At 73.8% G+C, this 19,934-nt stretch carries 15 protein-coding genes; 10 read left to right on the forward strand and 5 right to left on the reverse strand.

Translation table 11 applies throughout. The features are described from left to right. Positions 1-87 precede the first annotated feature (87 nt). From murD to GA0070623_RS27995, 3 genes are all read left to right on the forward strand, one after another. A complete protein-coding gene (gene murD, locus GA0070623_RS27985; protein WP_067311591.1) occupies positions 88-1,434 on the forward strand; it encodes a UDP-N-acetylmuramoyl-L-alanine--D-glutamate ligase in 1,347 nt (448 codons plus the stop codon). A 121-nt stretch (positions 1,435-1,555) separates the two neighbouring features. Continuing rightward, positions 1,556-2,863, forward strand: a complete 1,308-nt coding sequence (locus GA0070623_RS27990; RefSeq protein WP_067311587.1) for an aspartate aminotransferase family protein — start codon at positions 1,556-1,558, stop codon at positions 2,861-2,863. Then, the gene (locus tag GA0070623_RS27995; protein ID WP_067311584.1) at positions 2,860-4,371 is read left to right on the forward strand and encodes a CoA-acylating methylmalonate-semialdehyde dehydrogenase; all 1,512 of its coding nucleotides are present in this window, start codon (positions 2,860-2,862) and stop codon (positions 4,369-4,371) included. Before GA0070623_RS27990 ends, GA0070623_RS27995 begins: the two co-directional genes overlap by 4 nt. A 216-nt stretch (positions 4,372-4,587) precedes the next feature. On the opposite strand, the gene GA0070623_RS28000 is transcribed toward GA0070623_RS27995, so the two are convergent. Then, positions 4,588-5,577: an N-acetylglucosamine kinase gene (locus tag GA0070623_RS28000; RefSeq protein ID WP_067311581.1), complete on the reverse strand. Its 990-nt coding sequence runs from the start codon at positions 5,575-5,577 to the stop codon at positions 4,588-4,590. A 201-nt stretch (positions 5,578-5,778) separates the two neighbouring features. On the opposite strand from GA0070623_RS28000, the gene GA0070623_RS28005 reads away from it, so the two are divergent. The 7 genes from GA0070623_RS28005 (at position 5,779) to GA0070623_RS28035 (ending at position 13,941) form a co-directional block, all read left to right on the forward strand. Next, positions 5,779-6,726 carry a MurR/RpiR family transcriptional regulator gene (locus GA0070623_RS28005; protein WP_067311578.1) on the forward strand — a complete coding sequence of 316 codons (948 nt, stop codon included), beginning with the start codon at positions 5,779-5,781 and terminating at the stop codon, positions 6,724-6,726. Continuing rightward, positions 6,723-7,472 (forward strand): sugar isomerase domain-containing protein, encoded by a 750-nt coding sequence (locus tag GA0070623_RS28010; RefSeq protein ID WP_067311575.1) that lies wholly within the window; start codon positions 6,723-6,725, stop codon positions 7,470-7,472. The genes GA0070623_RS28005 and GA0070623_RS28010 overlap by 4 nt, the downstream gene beginning before the upstream one ends. Positions 7,473-7,497: 25 nt before the next feature. After that, positions 7,498-8,934: an N-acetylglucosamine/diacetylchitobiose ABC transporter substrate-binding protein gene (gene ngcE / locus GA0070623_RS28015; RefSeq protein ID WP_067311567.1), complete on the forward strand. Its 1,437-nt coding sequence runs from the start codon at positions 7,498-7,500 to the stop codon at positions 8,932-8,934. A 20-nt stretch (positions 8,935-8,954) separates the two neighbouring features. Continuing rightward, entirely contained in the window at positions 8,955-9,863 is a 909-nt protein-coding gene (locus tag GA0070623_RS28020) for a carbohydrate ABC transporter permease (protein ID WP_067311563.1), read from the forward strand. A 1-nt stretch (position 9,864) separates the two neighbouring features. Further along, positions 9,865-10,785 (forward strand): carbohydrate ABC transporter permease, encoded by a 921-nt coding sequence (locus GA0070623_RS28025; RefSeq protein WP_067311560.1) that lies wholly within the window; start codon positions 9,865-9,867, stop codon positions 10,783-10,785. A 472-nt stretch (positions 10,786-11,257) separates the two neighbouring features. Next, a complete protein-coding gene (locus tag GA0070623_RS28030) occupies positions 11,258-12,937 on the forward strand; it encodes a bifunctional 3'-5' exonuclease/DNA polymerase (protein ID WP_089004206.1) in 1,680 nt (559 codons plus the stop codon). 410 nt (positions 12,938-13,347) lie between these two features. Continuing rightward, positions 13,348-13,941: a nucleotidyltransferase family protein gene (locus GA0070623_RS28035; protein WP_067315470.1), complete on the forward strand. Its 594-nt coding sequence runs from the start codon at positions 13,348-13,350 to the stop codon at positions 13,939-13,941. A gap of 164 nt (positions 13,942-14,105) precedes the next feature. On the opposite strand, the gene GA0070623_RS28040 is transcribed toward GA0070623_RS28035, so the two are convergent. The 4 genes from GA0070623_RS28040 to GA0070623_RS28055 all read right to left on the reverse strand — a co-directional run bounded on the left by GA0070623_RS28040 (position 14,106) and on the right by GA0070623_RS28055 (position 19,906). After that, entirely contained in the window at positions 14,106-14,759 is a 654-nt protein-coding gene (locus GA0070623_RS28040; RefSeq protein WP_157517670.1) for a hypothetical protein, read from the reverse strand. Between the two features lie 129 nt (positions 14,760-14,888). After that, positions 14,889-15,698, reverse strand: coding sequence for a metal-dependent hydrolase (locus tag GA0070623_RS28045; protein ID WP_067315465.1), 810 nt, complete (start codon positions 15,696-15,698; stop codon positions 14,889-14,891). A gap of 102 nt (positions 15,699-15,800) precedes the next feature. Then, positions 15,801-17,468, reverse strand: a complete 1,668-nt coding sequence (locus tag GA0070623_RS31225; RefSeq protein ID WP_067315462.1) for a serine/threonine-protein kinase — start codon at positions 17,466-17,468, stop codon at positions 15,801-15,803. A 140-nt stretch (positions 17,469-17,608) separates the two neighbouring features. Beyond that, entirely contained in the window at positions 17,609-19,906 is a 2,298-nt protein-coding gene (locus GA0070623_RS28055; RefSeq protein ID WP_231932574.1) for a serine/threonine-protein kinase, read from the reverse strand. Positions 19,907-19,934 lie beyond the last annotated feature (28 nt).

Genomic DNA, 19,934 nt, shown 5'->3' on the forward strand with positions numbered 1-19,934 from the left:
CGCCATACTAGGCCCTGGTTCGTCCGGCCGGGTCCGCTGCGCCGGACGGGGCCGGTACCCCCGTCGTCGAGACCCCAGGGAGAGTTCGTGCGCCTGTCCGATCTGCGCGGCCGTACCGTCGCCGTCTGGGGGGCCGGCCGCGAGGGCCGCGCCGCCGTGACCGCCATCGCCGCGCACGGCCCGGCGGACCTGGTCGCCGTCGACGACAGCGCCAACTTCCTCACCGTGGCCTGGGAGGGTCCGCTCGCCGAGGCCGCGCCGCTGGTCACCGGCGAGGAGGGGTTCGCCCGGCTGGCCGCCGCCGAGGTCGTCGTCCGCTCCCCGGGAGTGCCCAACACCCACCCGTGGCTGGTCGAGCTGCGCGCCCGGGGGGCCACCGTCACCCAGGGCACCGCGCTGTGGATGGCCGACCACGCCGACCGGACGATCGGGGTCACCGGCAGCAAGGGCAAGTCGACCACCGCCAGCCTGATCAGCCACCTGCTCGCGGCGGTGGACCGGCCCAACGTGCTGGGCGGCAACATCGGCGTGCCCACCCTGGACCTGCCCGACGCCGGGCTGTACGTGCTGGAGCTGTCCAGCTACCAGTGCAGCGACCTGACCGACTCCCCTCGGGTCGCGGTGGTCACCGCCCTGTTCCCGGAGCACCTGGACGCGCACGGCGGCGAGGCCGAGTACTACCGGGACAAGCTCAACCTGCTCGCGTACGGCCCGCGGACGGTGGTGGTCAACGGCAACGACCCGCGGCTGGCGCTGGAGCTGGGCGACCGGGCGGCGATCCGTGCCGGCCTGCCGGACGGCGTGCACGTCGCCACCGGCCCGGACGGCACCGACTGGTTCCACCTCGGCGACCGGCCGCTCTTCGCCCGTCAGGTGCTGCCGCTGGTCGGCCGGCACAACGCCGGCAACCTCTGCGTGGCGCTCGCGGTGCTCGACGCGCTCGGGGTAGACGTGACCGCCCACCGGGACACCCTGGCGGTGGCGGTCGCCGGGTTCCACGGGCTGGCCCACCGGCTCACCGAGATCGTCGACCCGTCCGGCCTCACCTTCGTCGACGACACCCTCGCCACCAGCCCGTACGCGGCGATGCACGCGATCGACGCGTACGACGGGCGGCCGTTGACGGTGATCGTCGGCGGCACCGACCGGGGGCTGGACTACACGCCGCTGGCCGAGCACCTGGCCGAGCGGGAGCTGACCGTGATCGGGATTCCGGACAGCGGCCCCCGGATCGTGGCGGCGCTGGGCGGGCTGCCGAAGGTGCGTACCGACGTGGTCGACGACCTGGTGGACGCGGTCCGGCTGGCCCGGTCGGTGACCCCGGCCGACGGGGTGGTGCTGCTCTCCCCGGCGGCGCCCAGCTACGGCCGGTTCCGCAACTTCGAGCACCGCTCCGAGGTCTTCGCCGAGGCGATCCGGGACACCGCCGGCTGACCGCGGTGACGCCGTGTCAGGCGTGGACGGTCGCCGGGCTACACAGTGCCAGTTGTCGTCGGCCGGTCGGGGTGGCAGCGTGCGAGGAACGCGCAAGCCGCCGCCGCTGAAGGGTGTGCCGATGACCGCCGACGACCTGCTGGCCCGACACCGGGCCGTGCTCCCCTCCTGGATGCCGCTCTACTACACCGAGCCGATCGAGCTGGTCGCCGGCTCCGGCCGCCGGGTGACCGATGCCCAGGGGCGCAGCTACCTGGACTTCTTCGGCGGGGTGCTGACCAACATGATCGGCTACGACATCCCGGAGATCCGCGAGGCCGTGGAGCGCCAACTGCGGACCGGCCTGGTGCACACCTCCACCCTCTACCTGATCCGGCAGCAGGTGGAGCTGGCCGAGAAGGTGACCTCGCTCGCCGGCATCCCGGACGCCCGGGTCTTCTTCACCAACTCGGGCACCGAGGCGAACGAGGCGGCGTTGCTGGTCGCCACCAACCACCGCCGGTCGCACCAGATCCTGGCCGTCCGCAACAGCTACCACGGCCGGTCGTACGCGACGATGGGGATCACCGGGCACCGCAGCTGGACGGCCAGCGCGCACAACCCGCTCCAGGTGGCCTGGCTGCACTCCGGTGAACGGCTGCGCGGGCTGCTCGCGCGGCTGCCCGAGGCCGACCGGATGGACGCCGCCGTGGAGGACCTGCGCGAGGTGCTCGCCACCCAGACCAGCGGTGACGTCGCCTGCCTGATCGCCGAGCCGATCCAGGGCGTCGGCGGTTTCGTCGCCCCGCCCGACGGGTTGTTCGCCGGCTGGCGCAAGGTTCTCGACGAATATGGCATCCTGCTCATCTCCGACGAGGTGCAGACCGGTTGGGGGCGCACCGGCGAGCACTTCTGGGGCTACCAGGCGCACGGGGTCACCCCGGACCTGCTCACTTTCGCCAAGGGCATCGGCAACGGATTCGCCCTGGCCGGGGTGGTCGGCCGGGCGGAGATCATGGAGTCGGTGCCGGCGATCAGCTTCTCCACCTTCGGCGGCAATCCGCTGTGCACCGCCGCCGGCAACGCCGTCCTGGACTACCTGCGCGACCACGACCTCCAGGCCAACGCGGCCCGGGTGGGCGCGATCCTCCTCGACGGCCTGCGGGCCACGGTCGCCGACCTCGACGGCGTCGCCGAGGTGCGGGGGAAGGGTCTGATGCTCGCCGTGGAGTTCGTCCGGCCCGGCGGGCTGGAGCCCGATCCGGTGTTGACCGCCCGGGTCTTCGAGGCCTGCCGGGCCGGTGGCCTGCTGGTCGGCAAGGGCGGCCTGCACCACAACGTGCTGCGGATGGGCCCGCCGCTGACCCTCACCGAGGACGAGGCCCGCGAGGGGCTGGCCGTCCTGGTCGAGGCGATCCGCTCCGCCGTCGCCGGGGAGGCGGTGCGATGAGCGGGCCGGCGGGGGAGGGCACCCTGGTCGGGCACTTCGTCGACGGCAAGCGGATCGACGGGGCGTCCGGCCGGTTCGGGGACGTCTTCGATCCGGCCACCGGTCGGCGTACCGGCCGGGTGGCGCTGGCCGACACGGCGGACGTCGCGGTGGCGGTCGAGGCGGCCGAGCGGGCCGCCCGGAGCTGGCGGGACGCCTCGCTGGCCCGGCGGACGGCGGTGCTGTTCGCCTTCCGGGAACTGGTCCACGCCCGTCGGGACCGGCTCGCCGGGGTGATCACCGCCGAGCACGGCAAGGCGCTCGCCGACGCCGCCGGCGAGGTGCAGCGCGGCCTCGAGGTGATCGAGTACGCCTGCGGCATCGCATCGGTGGTGCGCGGGAGCTTCAGCGCGAACGTCTCCACCGAGGTCGACTCGTACAGCCTGCGGCAGCCGCTCGGGGTGGTGGCGGTGATCTCGCCGTTCAACTTCCCGGTGATGGTGCCGCTGTGGTTCGTGCCGTTGGCGGTGGCCTGCGGCAACGCGGTGGTGCTGAAACCGAGCGAGAAGGTCCCGAGCGCGGCGCTGCTGCTGGCCGAGTGGTTCGCCGAGGCGGGCCTGCCCGCCGGGGTGCTCAACGTGGTCAGCGGCGACGCCGGGGCGGTGGACGCGCTGCTGGACCACCCCGGGGTGCGGGCGGTGTCGTTCGTCGGCTCCACCCCGGTCGCCCGGCACGTGCACCGGCGCGCGACGCTGGCCGGTAAGCGGGTGCAGGCCCTCGGCGGGGCGAAGAACCACCTGGTGGTGCTGCCCGACGCCGATCTGGACCTGGCCGCCGACGCGGCGGTCAACGCCGGGTTCGGCTCGGCGGGCCAGCGGTGCATGGCGATCTCGGCGCTGGTCGCGGTGGGGCCGGTCGCCGACGCCCTGGTCGCCCGGATCGCCGCCCGGATGGCCTGGCTGCGCACCGGCGACGGCCGGCGCGGCGTCGACCTGGGTCCGCTGGTCACCGCCGCGCACGCCGAACGGGTCCGGTCGTACGTGGCGGCCGGGGTGGCGGCGGGCGCGGTCGCGGTGGTGGACGGCCGGGAGGTCGTGCCGGATGGCGACCCGGGCGGCTTCTGGCTCGGCCCGACCCTGTTCGACCGGGTCACCCCGGACATGTCGATCTACACCGACGAGATCTTCGGGCCGGTGCTCGGCGTCGTCCGGGTCGATTCGTACGACGAGGCGGTCGCCCTGGTCAACGCCAACCCGTACGGCAACGGCACGGCGATCTTCACCAACGACGGTGGGGCGGCCCGGCGGTTCCAGCACGAGGTGGAGGTGGGCATGGTCGGGATCAACGTGCCGGTCCCGGTGCCGATGGCCTACTACTCGTTCGGCGGCTGGAAGGCGTCCCTCTTCGGTGACCTGCACGCCCACGGGGAGGACGGGGTGCGGTTCTTCACCCGGGGCAAGGTGGTCACCAGTCGCTGGCTGGACCCGCGCCACGGCGGGGTGAACCTCGGTTTCCCCACCCAGACCTGAGACGGATGGGGCGAGCCGGCCGCCAGGCCCGCCGAGCCCGCCACGATGGCTACCTGACCGATAATGACCATGTCCTCGGTCACGCCGGTTTGACTGGGGGGAAAATTCCTCCGAATCGCCGGCAGCGTGACGTCTTCGGGGCACTGGCCGACCCGGGCCGTCGGTCTGACCGGTTCCACGGGACGTCCGCTCCGGTGGACGGTGGTCGTCGGGGCGTCAGTCGGCCGACGGGACCAGCAGCGCGTGCCGGGCGGCCGGGTCGGTGACCTCGGGCAGGGTGCGGGCGGCCAGCCAGGCCGCCGCCGCCGCGCCGTCCCCGGCCGAGTGGACCGGGGCGTCCGGCCAGCGACGGCCCGCCTCGGCCTTAACCGCCGCGCCGAGCGGAGTATCCCCGGTGAGCAGCCCGCCGCCGAGCACCAGCGGCGTCGTCGCGCCGTCCGCGCGGATCCGACCGGCGCTGGTGACCAGGTGCGCGGCGGCGCGGTGCAGCAGTTCGGCCGCTCCCGGGTCACCGGCGACGGCTTCGTCGACGACCGGCGGGGCGAACCGGGCCAGGTGCACCGGAGGTTGGCGGGTGACCGCCTGGACCACCGCGTCGACGGTGTCCCGGGGGCGGGCCGCCACCTCGGTCGTGCCGAGCAGTTCGGCGAGCAGCCGCCGGCCGAGGGGGCCGGGCGCGGTGCCGGTGTCCAGGTCGGCCAGGAGCGCGCGGACCGCCTCCCGGCCCAGCCAGAATCCGGAGCCGGCGTCGCCGAGGAGCCAGCCGTGTCCGTCGGCGATTCGGTCCAGCCGCAGGTCGCGCACCTGGGCGGCGATCGCCCCGGTGCCGGCGATCAGGATCGTGCCGTCGGGTGCGGCGGTGCCGGAGGCGTAGCCGACGAGCGCGTCGCTGTGCACCGTGTAGGGGCAGCGCAGCCCGGCGTCCGACCAGGCCCGGTCGAAGGCGGCCCGGCCGGCCGGGTCGGCGCGCAGCCGGCCGGCCCCGGCCAGCCCGACGGCCCCGGCACGGACCCGGGCCGGGTCGAACCCGCGCACCGCGCCGCGCAGGGCGGTCAGCAGTTCGGCGGCGGCCCGTTCGACGCCGTGACTGGTGGGGTTGCCGCCGCCGGCCCGGCCGGTGCCGAGGCGTTCACCGCTGAGGGTCAGGGCGACCGCCCGGGTGGACGTACCCCCGACGTCGAGGCCGACCACGACGGCGTCGGACATCGTCGGGGACCTCCCGGGCGGGCTGGGGTGGAAGTGTCCATGCTGGTCGCTGCAGTGCCGGAGGGCAAGGGTGGCGGTCGGCGGCGGGGTGCGGCGGCAGGTAACAGTTTGAAAACTTCGCCCATGGTCTTGACAGGAAGGGGCCTTCAGTAAGAACTTTTACCACTAACAGTTAACACTCTTTTCCGAAAGGGCGGGTCGATGGCCGAGCACGAGGGGGACACCACCGCGGCAACCGCGGTGGTCGACGCCGAGCCGGCCGACCGGCGGGGGGCGGACGGGGTGCTGGCCAGGGTCCGGGCCGGCGCGGGTGAGCTGACGGGAGCGTTGCGCCGGGTCGCTGAGCAGGTGCTCAGCGACCCGGAGGCGGCGGCCCGCGCCACCATCGTCGAGCTGGCCGAACGCAGCGGCACCTCGCCGGCCACCATCACCCGGTTCTGCCGGGCGATGGGCTTCGACGGCTACGCCGACCTGCGCCTGGGCATCGCCTCGGAGACCGGCCGGGCCCGCTCGGCCGGCTGGACCGTCGACATCGGACGGGAGATCCAGCCCGGCGACCCGCTGGCCCGGGTGCTCGACCAGATCATGGCCGCCGACACCCGGGCCATGCACGACACCGCCACCCTGCTCGACCTGGGCGAGGTGGAACGGGCCGCGGTCGCCATCGCCGGCGCGGCCCGGGTCAACATCTTCGGGGCCAGCGGCAGCGCCCTGGTCGGCGAGGAGATGCAGCTCAGCCTGCACCGCATCGGGGTGGCGGCGTGGGCCTGGAGCGACGTGCACGAGGGGCTGGCCAGCGCCGCGCTGCTCGGCCCCGGCGACGTGGCACTGGGCATCTCGCACACCGGGCAGACCCGGGAGACCATCGAGATGCTGGCCGAGGCGGGCAGCCGGGGGGCCACCACGGTGGCGTTGACCGGGTTCCCGCGCTCCCCGCTGGCCGAGCTGGCCGACATCGTCCTGCTCACCGCCAGCCAGGCCACCACCTTCCGGCCGGACGCGCTGTCCGCCCGGCACCCGCAGCTCGTCGTGCTCGACCTGCTCTACATCGCCGTGGCGCAGCGCACCCACGACCGCGCCCACGCGGCCTTCCGGCGTACCGCCCAGGCCGTCGAGGGGCACAAGGCCGCGAAGGGGACCACCTCATGATCAGTGCCCAGGGGTACGCCCGAGCCGTCCGCCCCCTGCTCGACCGGGTGGTCGACGGCCAGGCCGAGGCGATCGGCCGGGCCGCCGACCTGATCACCACCAGCCTGCGGGCCGGCGGGGTGCTCCAGGCGTTCGGCGCCGGCCACTCCGAGGCGTTCGCCGCCGACCTGGTGGCCCGGGCCGGTGGCCTGGTCCCCACCAACCGGATCGGCCTGCACGACCTGGTGCTGCACGGCGACGCCCCCCGCGACGTGCTCGCCGACCCCAAGCTGGAACGGGATCCGGCGGTGGCCCACCAGCTCTACCCGCTGTCCCGGGCGCAGCCGGCCGACGTCTTCCTGATCGCCTCCCAGTCCGGCATCAACGGCTCGGTGGTCGAGCTGGCGACGCTGGTCACCGGGCGTGGCCACCCGCTGATCGCGGTCACCTCGCTCGCGCACACCATCCGGGTGGCCCCCCGCCACCCGTCCGGCCACCGACTCGCCGACCTCGCCGACGTCGTGCTCGACAACGGCGCCCCGTACGGCGACGCACTGCTGCCGCTGGAGGGCGGCGGCGCGGTCTGTGCGACCTCCTCGGTCACCTCGGCGCTGCTGGCGCAGCTGGTGACGGCGGAGGTCGTCCGACGGTTCCACCAGGTCGGAGAGGTACCCCCTATCTACCTCTCCGCCAACGTCCCCGGTGGGGACGCGCACAACCTCGCCCTCGAGTCGCGGTACGCCGGGCGTCTCCGGCGGACCGCCTGACCCGGACACCCAAGGAGAGACGACGATGTCGAATACCCCCGAGACCCCGACCGCGCTGAACCGCCGCACCCTGCTGGGCCGTACCGCCGCGGCGGGCCTGCTCGCCACCCCGGTGGTCGGCCTGCTGGGCGCCTGCGCCACCAGCGGCTCCGACGAGGGCGGCAGCAAGGCCGAGGAGGGCACCAAGAGCGCGACCAACCCGCTCGGCGCCCCCGAGGACGCCCCGCTGGAGGTGGTCATCTTCAACGGCGGCTACGGCGAGAAGTACGCCACCGACGTGCACGAGCCGCTCTACAAGAAGGCGTTCCCCAAGGCGGAGGTCAAGCACCAGTCGACCCAGGCGGTCTCCACCGTGCTCCAGCCCCGGTTCGCCTCGGGCAACCCGCCGGAGTTCGTCAACAACTCGGGCGAGAAGCTGATCGACTTCGGTTCGCTGGTCGCCGACGGGCAGCTGATGGACCTCACCGAGCTGTGGGACGCCCCGTCGGTCGACGACCCGAACAAGAAGGTCCGCGACACGGTGGTGCCCGGCACGGTCGAGGCGGGCTCGTTCAACGGCAAGCCCTACGTCCTGTACTACGTCTCCACCGTCTTCGGGATCTGGTACTCGGGCAAGCTGTTCAAGGAGAACGGCTGGACGCCGGCCAAGAACTGGTCGGAGTTCACCGCCCTGCTCGACGCGATCAAGGGTCGGGGCATCACCCCGTACGGCTACGCCGGGGCGAACGCGGCCTACTACCAGTGGAACGTGATCCTCACCCACGCCGCCAAGATCGGCGGCACCGACGTGCTCAAGAACATCGACAACCTGGAGGACGGCGCCTGGCAGCAGGACGCGGTCAAGCAGGCCGCCGAGGCGTGGGCCGAGATCGGCGCGAAGTACGTCGACAAGAGCTTCGAGGGGCTCAAGCACACCGACGTGCAGCTCCGGCAGAACCAGTACAAGCTGGCCCTCTACCCCAGCGGTGACTGGCTGGAGGGCGAGCAGAAGAAGGACACGCCAGCCGGCTTCGACTACCAGCTGATGCCGGTGCCGAGCCTGTCCGGCTCGGACAAGCTGCCCGGCACCGCGGTGCGGGCCACCGCCGGTGAGGGCTACTTCGTCTCGGCCAAGAGCAAGAACCCGCGGGGCGGCCTGGAGTACATGCGCCAGATGCTCTCGGTGGCCGGGGCCAAGGGCTTCACCGAGGTGGTCAAGGCCCCGACGGTGGTCACCGCGGGCAGCGCCGGCTTCGCCTTCCCGCCGGGTGTGGCCAGCTCGCAGGCCGCGCTCGCCGCCGCCGGCAAGGACGTGTTCAACCTGTACTTCGACGGCTGGTACAAGGAGCTGGACACCGAGGCGCGGACCGCCACCAACGAGCTGATGTTCGGCCGGATCAAGGCGGACGCCTTCGTGGAGCGGATCCAGAAGCGGGCCGACGCCATCAAGAAGGACAGCTCCGTCGCCAAGTTCACGCGCTGACCGATCGGAGTAGCGGGATCATGCGGCACGGCAAGTATCCGTTCGTGATCGGGTTCCTCTTCGCCCCGGTCACGCTGTACGTGGTCTTCGTCATCGCACCGTACGCGCAGGCGTTCCAGATCTCGATGACCAACTGGCGGGGGCTGTCCGCCCCGCAGTGGGTGGGCTTCGACAACTACCGGCGGCTGCTCGACGACGGGCGCTTCTGGCAGGCGGTCCAGCACCACGGCGTACTGCTGCTTGCCCTGCCGCTGATCACGATCGCCATCGCGCTGTTCTTCGCCTTCCTGCTCAACGTGGGCGGACGCAGCGTGGGCGGTCAGCGGCAGGGGGTCCGGGGGTCGGGGTTCTACCGGGTGGTGTTCTTCTTCCCCCAGGTCCTCGCCGTGGCCATCATCGCGGTGCTGTTCCAGATGGTGTACCGGCCCAACGAGTCCGGCCTGATCAACGGCGTGCTGATGAAGCTCGGCCTGGATCCGGTGCTGTTCCTGATCCGGCCGAACCTGGCCCTCTGGTCGATCATCGCGGTGCTGGTCTGGCAGGCGGTCGGCTTCTACGTGGTGCTCTTCTCGGCCGGGATGGCCTCCATCCCGGGGGAGATCTACGAGGCGGCCGAGATGGACGGGGCGAGCAAGGTGATGCTCTTCTTCCGGGTCACCCTGCCGCTGCTCTGGGACACCCTCCAGGTGGCCTGGATCTATCTCGGCATCGCCGCGTTCGACGCGTTCGCCATCGTCGCGGTGCTCTCGGTGGACAGCGGCGGCCCGGACGGCGCGACGACGGTGCTGGCGGTGGAGATCTACCGCAACGCCTTCGTCTACTCGAAGTACGGCTACGCCTCGGCGATGGGCGTGGCGCTGTTCTTCCTCACCCTCACGTTCGCGGCGTTGACGCTGCGGCTGACCAAGCGGGAAAGCGTGGAGTACTGAGATGGCCGCACAGACGACGCTGCCGTCGGCCCCGGCGGACACCCCGCCGGGCCGGCCCGCCGCCCGCGCCCGCCGGGGCCGAGGTCAGCACCACGAGGTACGACTGTTCAGCGGGCTGGGTCAGCTGGCGCTCGCCGTCTGGGCGGTGATCGTCATCGTGCCGATCCTCTGGACGTTCCTGGCCGCGTTCAAGAACACCAGCGAGATCTTCAGCAGCCCCTGGACCCTGCCGGCGGAGCTGCGCTGGGAGAACTTCGGTCGGGCCTGGACCAAGGCGCACGTCGGCCGGTACTTCCTCAACAGCGTCTTCGTGGTGTCGTGCAGCACATTCGGCACCATGCTGCTCGGCTCGATGGCCGCGTACGTGCTGGCCCGGTACAAGTTCCGGGGTAACCGGGCGATCTACTACCTGTTCGTCTCCGGGTTGGCCTTCCCGGTCTTCCTGGCCCTGGTGCCGCTCTTCTTCGTGGTCCGCAACCTGGGTCTGCTGGACACCCACACCGGCGTGATCCTGGTCTACATCGCCTACTCGCTGCCGTTCACCGTCTTCTTCCTGGCCGCGTTCTTCCGGACGCTGCCGAACTCGGTGGCCGAGGCCGGCATGATCGACGGCTGCTCGCACACCCGGCTGTTCTTCCAGGTGATGCTGCCGATGGCGAAGCCGGGCCTGATCAGCGTGGCGATCTTCAACATCATCGGGCAGTGGGCGCAGTACCAGTTGCCCCTGGTGCTGCTCTCCAACGCCAAGGACAAGTGGGTGCTCACCCAGGGCATCGCCGACATCTCGGTCAACGCCGGCTACGAGGCCGACTGGTCCGGCCTGTTCGCCGCGCTGACCATCGCCATTCTCCCGATGATCATTGTGTACGCGGTCTTCCAACGGCAGATCCAGTCCGGCCTGACCTCTGGCGCGGTCAAGTAGCCCAACCGACTGCCGCTCCCCGGGGTCGGACAGGTCCTGGGGTGGGACAGGTCCTCGGGTCGGACAGGCACCTGTGTCCGGCCTGATCTCCGGCACGGCCGGCAGCCCATCCCGCCGCCGCTCCCGGGGGTCGGACAGGCATGTGTGTCCGAAACCCATATGCCCCGCGGGCATAAATATGCCTGCGGGGCATACGGGTTGCACGTGGCCCATCATCCCGTCCGGTCCGCACGTGGCCCATCATCCCGCCCGTCCGCGCGGGCCTGTCACCCCGCCCGTCCACCGGCCTCTCACCCCGCCTCCCGTCCGCTCCGGCCGTGTCCGTCCGCTCCGGCCTCCGGGCGCCGCGCGGGCGGGCCGGGCACGGCGGGCCGCGCGAGGTCCGGCCCGCTGGCCGTCTGGGGTGGCGCGACCGGGGCGGACGGATTCCGACGGTCGGACGGCTGTCACAGGGGCGGGGCAGAATCGGGCCGTGGCGGTGGTGGCGGTGGCGGTGGGCGAGCGGGGCGGTGGCGCGCTGCGACCGCTGGACGCCGCCGGCCGGCCGCTCGGCGCGGTCGAGCTGGTCGACGACCTGCCCGGCGCCGTCGCCGCCCGGGAGAGCGCCGAGCGCCCCCGCTGGGTGTGGGGCTCCGGCACGGCGGTATACCCGACCCTGTGGCGCGCCGGGGTGCGCGTCGAACGCTGCCACGACGTCGAGCTGACCGAGGCGTTGCTGCTGGGGCACGCCGGCCGGTGGGGCGAGCCCCGTTCGCTGGCCGCGGCGTTCGCGCGGCTCACCGGGGCCGCCGTCCCGCCCGATCCGCCGCCGCGGCCGCCCGCGCCGCCCGGCCACGGGCAGGCCGCGCTCTTCGAGGCCGTCCCCGGCCCGCCGGCCCCCGGCATCGACACCGTGACCCGGGTGTACGCCGACCAGCTCGCCCGGATCGCCGCCACCGCCCATCCCGGCCGGTTCCGGCTGCTGGTGGCCGCCGAATCGGCCGGCGCGCTGGTCGCGGTGGAGATGGCCGCGGCCGGGCTGCCCTGGCGGGCCGACGTGCACGACGCGCTCCTCGCCGAACTGCTGGGTGAGCCGTCCCCCGTGGGCGGGCCACCCCGGCGGTTGGCCGAGCTGGCCGCCCGGATCGCCGAGGCCCTCGGCGTCCGGCAACTGCACACGGACTCCCCGGCCGAGCTACTGCGCGCGTTCGCCCGGGTCGGCGTGGACCTGCCCAACACCCGGGCCTGGGTACTGCGCGGCGTCGACCATCCGGCCGTGCCGCTGGTGCTCGAATACAAGGAGCTCTACCGTCTCTGGACGGCGCATGGCTGGGCCTGGCGGGACGCCTGGGTCCGCGAGGGCCGGTTCCGCCCGGAGTACGTCCCCGGCGGGGTGGTCTCCGGCCGGTGGGCGACCCGGGGCGGCGGTGCGTTGCAGATCCCCAAGGTGATCCGTCGGGCGGTGGTGGCCGATCCGGGCTGGGTGCTGGTGGTGGCCGACGCCGGTCAACTGGAACCCCGGGTGCTCGCCGCGGTCTCCGGTGACGCCCGGCTGGCCACTGCCGGCGCGGCCGGTGACCTCTATGCGGCGCTGGCCCGGGACTCCTTCGGCGGGGACCGGGCGCGCGCCAAGCTCGCCCTGCTCGGTGCGATGTACGGGCAGACCGGGGGCGGAGCGCTGCCGGCCCTGGCGGTGCTCAAACGCAGCTACCCGACCGCCTTCGGCTTCCTGGAGGCGGCCGCCCGTACCGGTGAGGCGGGCGGCCTGGTCCGCTCCTGGCTGGGCCGGACCTGCCCACCGGGCACGGCGGGTCTCGGCGACGACGACACCCCGCCGGACCCGGACGCCGGCTCGGACCCCCGCTCGCCCCGAGTCAGGGCCGCCCGGTCCCGGGGCCGGTTCACCCGGAACTTCGTCATCCAGGCCACCGCCGCCGAGTGGGCCTCGACGCTGCTCGCCACCCTGCGCGGCGAGCTGGCCGGCACCGGTGGGGAGCTGGTCTTCTTCCAGCACGACGAGGTGGTCGTGCACTGCCCCGCCGAGCTGGCCCCGGCGGTGGTCGAGGCGGTCCGCCGGTCCGGGGCGCGGGCCTCGACACTGCTGTTCGGCGACTCCCCGGTCCGCTTCCCCCTCGACCTCTCCGTAGTCGACTGCTACGCCAACGCCACCTAGCCCACCCCCGCCCCACCCCCGTATGCCCGCCCCGCCTCCGCCCCGCCTCCGCCCCGCCTCGCCCGCGCCTGCCCCGCGCCCGCCCCGGTGATCAAGAGGTTTAGGTCATCCGAGTCAACTTCCTTGCCCTAAACCTCTTGATCACCGGCCCCGACGGGGAGCGGGGTGCGGTGATCAAGAGGTTTGGGGCAAGGGTGGTGGGGTGGGGTGACGTAAAGCTCTTGATCACCGGGGCGGGCGAGGCGGGCGCGGGCGAGGCGGGGCGGCCCGGGTGGGAAGCCTGAGGTGGGGTGGGGTGGGGTGGGGTGGGGACGGGGAGCGGGGGAGTGGGGTTATACGCGTGAAATATCCGTTTCGTGCCGACACTCATTTCGTGGGGGCTCGTTGCACCGGGTGTGCGTATCGCAGGAATGATCATCGCGGCGGGCGGGGGACGCCGGCTGGGCGGCCCGGAGGCGTTGCTGCGCCTGGAGGGCCGACCGCTGGTCAGCCGGATGATCGAGACGATGACCGAGGCCGGTTGCGGGCAGTTGGCGGTCGTCCTGGGGGCGGCGGCCGACGAGGTCCGCGCCGCTGCCGACCTGAGCCCGGCCACGGTGGTGGTCAACCGGGCATGGGGCACCGGGGTCGGCTCGTCGATCCGGGCCGGGCTGGCCGCGCTGGCCGACGAGCGGGTCGAGGCAGTGGTGGTGGTACCGGTCGACATGCCCGGTCTCACCCCGGCGGCGGTCCGGCGGGTGGCCGCCCTGCCGTACCCGGACGTGCTCGCCTGCGCCACCTACGACGGGCTGCGCGGTTACCCGATGCTCTTCGGCCGCCGGCACTGGGCCGGGATCGCCACCCTGGCCAGCGCCGACGTCGGAGCCCGACCGTACCTGCTGGCGCACAAGGACCAGATCGTCGACATCGCCTGCGACTCGGTGGCCGACGGCAAGCGGGTGGACAGCCCGGAGCTCATGGCGCTCTACGGCCTCACCGTGCCACCCCAGCGGGTCGGCGTCTGAGAGCTGCGGCGGCGGGTTCGTCCGAGAGCTGTGGTGGTCGGATCTTCTGAGAGCTGCCGCGGGTTCGTCCGCGAGCTGTGGTGGTCGGCTCCTCGGAGAGCTACGGGCGGCGGATTCGTCCGAGAGCTACGGGCGTCGGGCTCGTCCGGCTGCCGGGGCGGCGGTCAGTCGTCGGCGGGATGGCAGACGTCCACCCGGTGCCGGGGGCGCATCTGTCGGTCGAAGGTGACGGTGACCGCCGACCGGCCGGCCGGGGTCACCCGGACCGTCTGCTCGCCGACGAACTCGGCGTCGATCCGTCCGCTGGGCCAACCGCGGCGGCAATCCACCAGTTCCCGGTCGGCGTCGCGGCTGAGCAGGCCGGCCCGGTACCGTACCCGCAGCTCGGTGTGGGGGAGGTCCTTCCAGTCCCGGGTGTCCAGCCGGACCACGGCGTACCTGCCGTCGGGGGAGACCGCCAGCGTGGCGTCCCGTTCGACGGTCGAGGCGAAACCGGTGCGGAACATGCCCCAGGCGGAGGTGCCGACCCCGAGCAGCACCGCACAGCCGAGTGCGCCGAGCCGCAGCGCCGTCGAGGCGGGGGGCTGCCGGGCGGCCAGCCAGCCGGCGGCCACCAGGGTCAGCGCGGCCAGGGTGGCCAGTCCGAGCAGGGGCAGCGGCCGGTGCAGGAACCGTGCCGCCGGGTAGAGCCGGGCATACCCGGCGTCCCAGATGACGCCCCCGAAGAGGAGCAGCGACAGTAGGGTCGACAGGCCGGCGATCGACCGTCCGCGGCGGGTTCCGGCGAGGCTGCGGGTCGTCCCGGGGCCGGCGGACATGCTCGCATCGTAGGCGTCGCCGTACCCCCCGTACTTCCCCCGGTTGGGCGGTCCCACCGCGGGGCCGGGTGCCGGGCCCGGCCGGCACCACCGTGGCCAGGGAAGGGGCGGGTGACGGGGCAGGGCCGGTCAGACCTCGATGTTGAAGCGCTGGAGTACCGAGGGGGCCACCAGGCCGACCGCCGCGAGCACCGAGAGCACGGTCAGCGCGGTCCGCAGCACCACCACCTCGGCCTTGCTGCCGGTGCGCAGCGCGATGCTGTTCGGCAGCCCGATCATCGTCCACATCCGACGTTTGATCGGGATCGGCCAGAGGATCGGCACCCCGGCCTTGGTGATCATGTCGCCGAGAATATGCACGAAACACCCCACCCCGACGGCCAGTCCGATCATCGGATAACCCCGGTCACCCGGCAGGTTGGCGAAGGTGAACCAGGCGGCGGCGGCCGAGACGAGGGTGACGATCACCCAGCCGGCCCGTTCGGCCCACTCGTCGAAGAGCCCGCGCAGCGCCAGCCCGATCATGAAGAACAGGATGCTCACCACCGCCCACTTGCCGTACGCGGCGCAGAGCGCGGTGGTGCCCCAGCCGACCAGCACGGTGAACGGGATGGTGTGGGTCAGGGTCCGGTGGCCGTTGTTGCGGCGCGGATCCCGGCTGAGCTTGGTGGCGTAGTAGACGCCGAGCGAGATCTTCTCCATCACCTCGGCGACGAAGAGCGAGAAGACGCCGAAGGTACGGGCCACCGTGGCGCCGCCCTGGTTGCGGGTGACCTTGCCGGAGAGGTCGAGGTCGGGGAAGAGCGCGCCACCGGCACAGACCGCCGTGCCGACGGCCAGGGCGAGCGGGGACTGGTGGTAGTCGGCGAAGTAATCCAGTGCCCACGACCCGGTCAGCCACACCGCCGCGCCCGACAGTGCGTGGGACGGTCCCATCATGTCGCCTCGCCCCTCCCCGGTTTCTTGATCGACAACGCTACGCCACTGTGTCAGAGCCGCCGTCGACGGGGCAATCACCCGGATGGTCCACAGGGGAGACGGTCAGGCGGCGGGACGGAAGCTCTGCCGGATCATCAGGAAGTACGTCGCGTTGACCTGCCAGTCGAACTGGTCTGTCAACCATGAGACGGTGTAGGCGCGTTCCGGGGTGACGCGCACCAGCAGCCGCGCGGTGTGCAGCCGGACGCCGGCCGGCCCGGTCCACTCGCACTCCCACAGCGCGCCGCCCCGGAACATGTCCAACGCCGAGATCTCCACCCGGCGGTAGCCGGCGAGCCGTCCGTCGTCGGCGAGCCGGCGCTCCTCGGCCTTCCAGTGGGCCACCGGGTCGGCCGGCGCGTCACCCGGAGCGACGCTCAGCACCCGGGGGCCACCCGGTTCCCGCAGGCAGGTCACGGTGCCGTCGGTGTAGCGCAGCCAGCCGGCCGGCGCGGCGATCCGGAACCCGGCCGGATCCGCGTACCAGGTCCAACCGGGGACCAGGCCGAACCGCTCACCCGACGGCGGCGGCGCGGACCGGACCGGGACGGCGTTCGCGGGCGAGGGGGCGGCACACGCGAAGGCCGCCGGCCGGGCCACCGGGTCGCCGGCCCCGGCCCCGGGCGAGGGCGGCGTGGAGTCGCCGGACCGCAGGGCGAGCGTCGTGCCGGCTCCGATCAGCACGGTGGCCGCCACGGCCACCGCGACCAGGACGATCCGGCGACGGCGACGGGGCGGCGGCGCGGTGGTGCCCCGGGCGGTCCCGCCCGCTGCCGGCCCGCCCCACGTCCATGCCCGGCTGGTCGGTCCGGCCGGGCGGACGGTGGGAGCCGCCGCCCGGGTCGCAGTGGCCGGGACGCGTGGTGCCGGCGGCGGCCGGTGCCGCTGCGGTGCCGGGTCGCCCGGGGGTGCCGACGTCGCCGCGAGCGCCGCCCGCAGCAGCGGCTCCGCCTCGGCTGCGGTGAGCCGTCGGTCAGGGTCGCGGCGCAGCAGGCCGTCCAGCACCGGGCGGAGCTGCCCGGCCCGACGCGTGGGGTCGGGAGGCTCGGTGGCCAGGGCGCTCAGCGTCGCCATCGCGCTCGACCGGGCGTACGGCGACTGCCCCTCCACCGCCGCGTAGAGGGTCGCGCCCAGCGACCACAGGTCGGTGCGCGGGTCGGACACCCCGTCGCGGGCCCGCTCGGGGGCGACGAACTGCGGGGAGCCGAGGACCATGCCCGGCCCGGTCATCACCCCGTCGCCGCCGTCGAAGGTGGCCAGCCCGAAGTCGGTCAGCACCACCCGGCCGTCGTCGGCGACCAGCACGTTGTGCGGCTTCACGTCGCGGTGCAGCACCCCGGCGGCGTGCGCGGCGCGCAGGGCGGCCAGCACCGCCAGGCCGATCCCGGCGACCCGGTGCGGGTCCAGCGGGCCGTCGTCGCTCACCAGCTGCTGGACCGACCGGGACGCCACGTACTCCATCACGATCCACGGGCTGTCGCCGTCGTGCACCACGTCGTAGATACGTACCACGTTGGGGTGGTTGAGCCGGGCGGCGGTACGGGCCTCGCGCAGCGTCCGCAGCCGTAGTTCCTCGCGTTCGGACTCGGCGAGCCAGTGCGGCGGGACGACCTCCTTGACCGCGACGTCCCGGTGCAACATCTCGTCGCGCGCCAGCCAGACCCGGCCCATCCCGCCGGTGCCGACCAGATGGAGCAGCCGGTAACGCCCGGCGATCAGCAGCTGCTGCACGACGTTCCCCCTCGGCTCCCCCCGCTACCAGGGTAGCCACCTAGCTGCGGTTTCTCGACCGCAGGCGTGGTGTGCAGGGCGGCTGCCGGACGCGATGGACGGTGGCGGCACGCCGGTGCGCAGGGCCGTCGGGGAGGGGGTCAGGTGGGCGAGGTGACCTCGGTCGACCGGCCCCGGAAGCTCTCCCGGACCACTGCCAGCTCGTCGCTGGAGGCGTTCCAGTCCTCGTCCGCCGCGGACCAGCTCAGCAGGTATCCGGCCAGGTCGCCGCCGGGTATCAGCCGCAGGCCGTGCTCCCGGCCGCCGAACGGGGTGTCCCACCGGCATTCCCACTGCGCGCCGTCGCCGGAGGCCGCCAGCTTGATCTTGTCGTATCCGGGCAGGGAGCCGAAGCCGAGCTGGGCGCGCTCCTCGTCCCGCAACCGGTCCAGCGCCGCGCTACCGCCAGCGTCGCCGGCCAGCGGCTCCACGCTGAGGGTCCGGCGGCTGCCCGGGTCACGGAAGCAGTCCACCGTGCCCTCCTGGGTGCGCAGCCAACCGACCGGCACGGCGATCCGGTAACCGGCGCCGTCATACCAGGTCCAGCCGGGCGGGGGACGGAACCCGTCGTCCACGGTCGCCGGTCGGCCGGTGACCTTCGTGCCGACCGGGTCGGGGCGCAGGCAGGGCATGGGTGGCGGGGCGGCGGCCGGTCCGCCGGGCGGTGGTGCCCCCGGTCGGCCCGAACCGGTACCGGGGCCGGGCGGCCCGTACGGGCGGGTGGAGGGCTTGCCGGTGGTCGGCGCGTCGGTGGCGGGCGGTGCGGCCCGGTGGTCGTCGTCGCTGATCGCGATGGTGGTGCCGATCCCGACCGTCGCCCCCACCGCCAGCGTCACCCCGGCCAGCAGCCAGCCCCGGGCGCCGCCGGCCAGCCGGGCGGTCATCGTCGCCACCCCGCCCGTCCCGGTCGCCCGTCGTGAACCCGCGCCCGCGCCGGCCCGCCCCGGGCCGGACGCCCGCTGGCCGCCCGACCCCGGGTCTGCCGGGCTGCCCGCCCCGGGCGCGCGGCCCTGGGGATCGACCAGTCCCGGGCGGTAGCCGGCCGGGTCGTCGGCACCCGCACCGGAGCCGCCGGTGCCGGAGCCACCCGGGGGCGGGCCGCCGATGCCGGAGGAACTGCCGGGTGTCGGGCCGCCGGAGTCGCCCGACATCGGGCCGCCGGAGCCGCCCAGCGCCGGGCCGGCGGTGCCGGTGGGGACCGCCGGAAGGCCGCCCGGTGGTGTGCCGACCACCCCGGCCCGGCCGACCCGCTCCGGGCCGGTGGCACCGGACGACGCCGGGGCGGGGGAGGCGGAACCCGACGACGCCGAAGCGGTGGAGGGGGCGGCGGACGACGCCGGAGCCGGGCCGGCGGCACCGGACGACACCGGGGCCGGCGAGGTGGCGGGCCGGTCGGCGGGGTCGGGGAGAACCCGGCGGCCGGGCGGCCCCCAGTCGCGTTCGGCGTCGCTCTCCGCCCGGCCCTGCGGTGACCGGGCAGTCGGCCGGTCGGCCTTCTCACTGTCCCTGCCCGGCCAGTGCGGCGGCGGCGTACTGGCGGAACGGGCCACCGGCAGCACCACCGTGGGGGGTTCCACGGTGGGCACCGGCCGGGTCACCATCTCCAGCCGACGCCCCGCCTCGTCGTGGCCGATCCGCTGCCGGGGGTCGCGCAGCAGCAGCCCGTCCAGCACCGGGCGCAGCGGCCCGGCGTGCGGGGCCGGGTCCGGTGGCGAGGTGGCCAGGGCGGCCAGGGTGGCCATCGCGGTGCTCCGGGCGTACGGGGAACGGCCCTCCACGGCGGCGTGCAGGGTGGCCCCGAGCGACCACAGGTCCGCCTCCACGCTGGACACCCCCTCGGCGGCGCGTTCCGGGGCGACGAACTGCGGTGAGCCGAGCACCATGCCGGGGCGGGTCATCAGCCCGTCACCGCCGTCGAAGGTGGCCAGCCCGAAGTCGGTGAGCATCACCCGGCCGTCGTCGGCGACCAGGACGTTCTGCGGCTTCACGTCCCGGTGCAGCACCCCGGCGGAGTGCGCCGCGCGCAAGGCGGCCAGCAGCGCCATCCCGATGTCGGCGGCGCGCACCGGGTCGACCGGACCGGTGGTGTCCAGCACCGTCTGCAACGACTGCGACAGGACGTACTCCATCACGATCCACGGCCGCTCCTCGACCTGGACCACGTCGTAGACCCGGACCACGTTGGGATGGTTGAGCCGGGCGGCGGTGCGCGCCTCACGCAGGGTCCGCAGCCGCAGCTCGTCGCGCTCGTCGTCGGCCAGCCAGGCGGGAGGGACGACCTCCTTGATCGCCACCTCGCGGTGCAACACCTCGTCGCGGGCCAGCCAGACCCGGCCCATGCCACCCCGGCCCACCATCTTCAACAGGCGGTACCGGCCGGCGATCACTACCTGCTGCACCGTTCTCCTCACCATCGGCCGAGGTACA

The organism is Micromonospora rifamycinica (genome assembly GCF_900090265.1).
GTDB classification, from domain to species: Bacteria; Actinomycetota; Actinomycetes; order Mycobacteriales; family Micromonosporaceae; genus Micromonospora; species Micromonospora rifamycinica.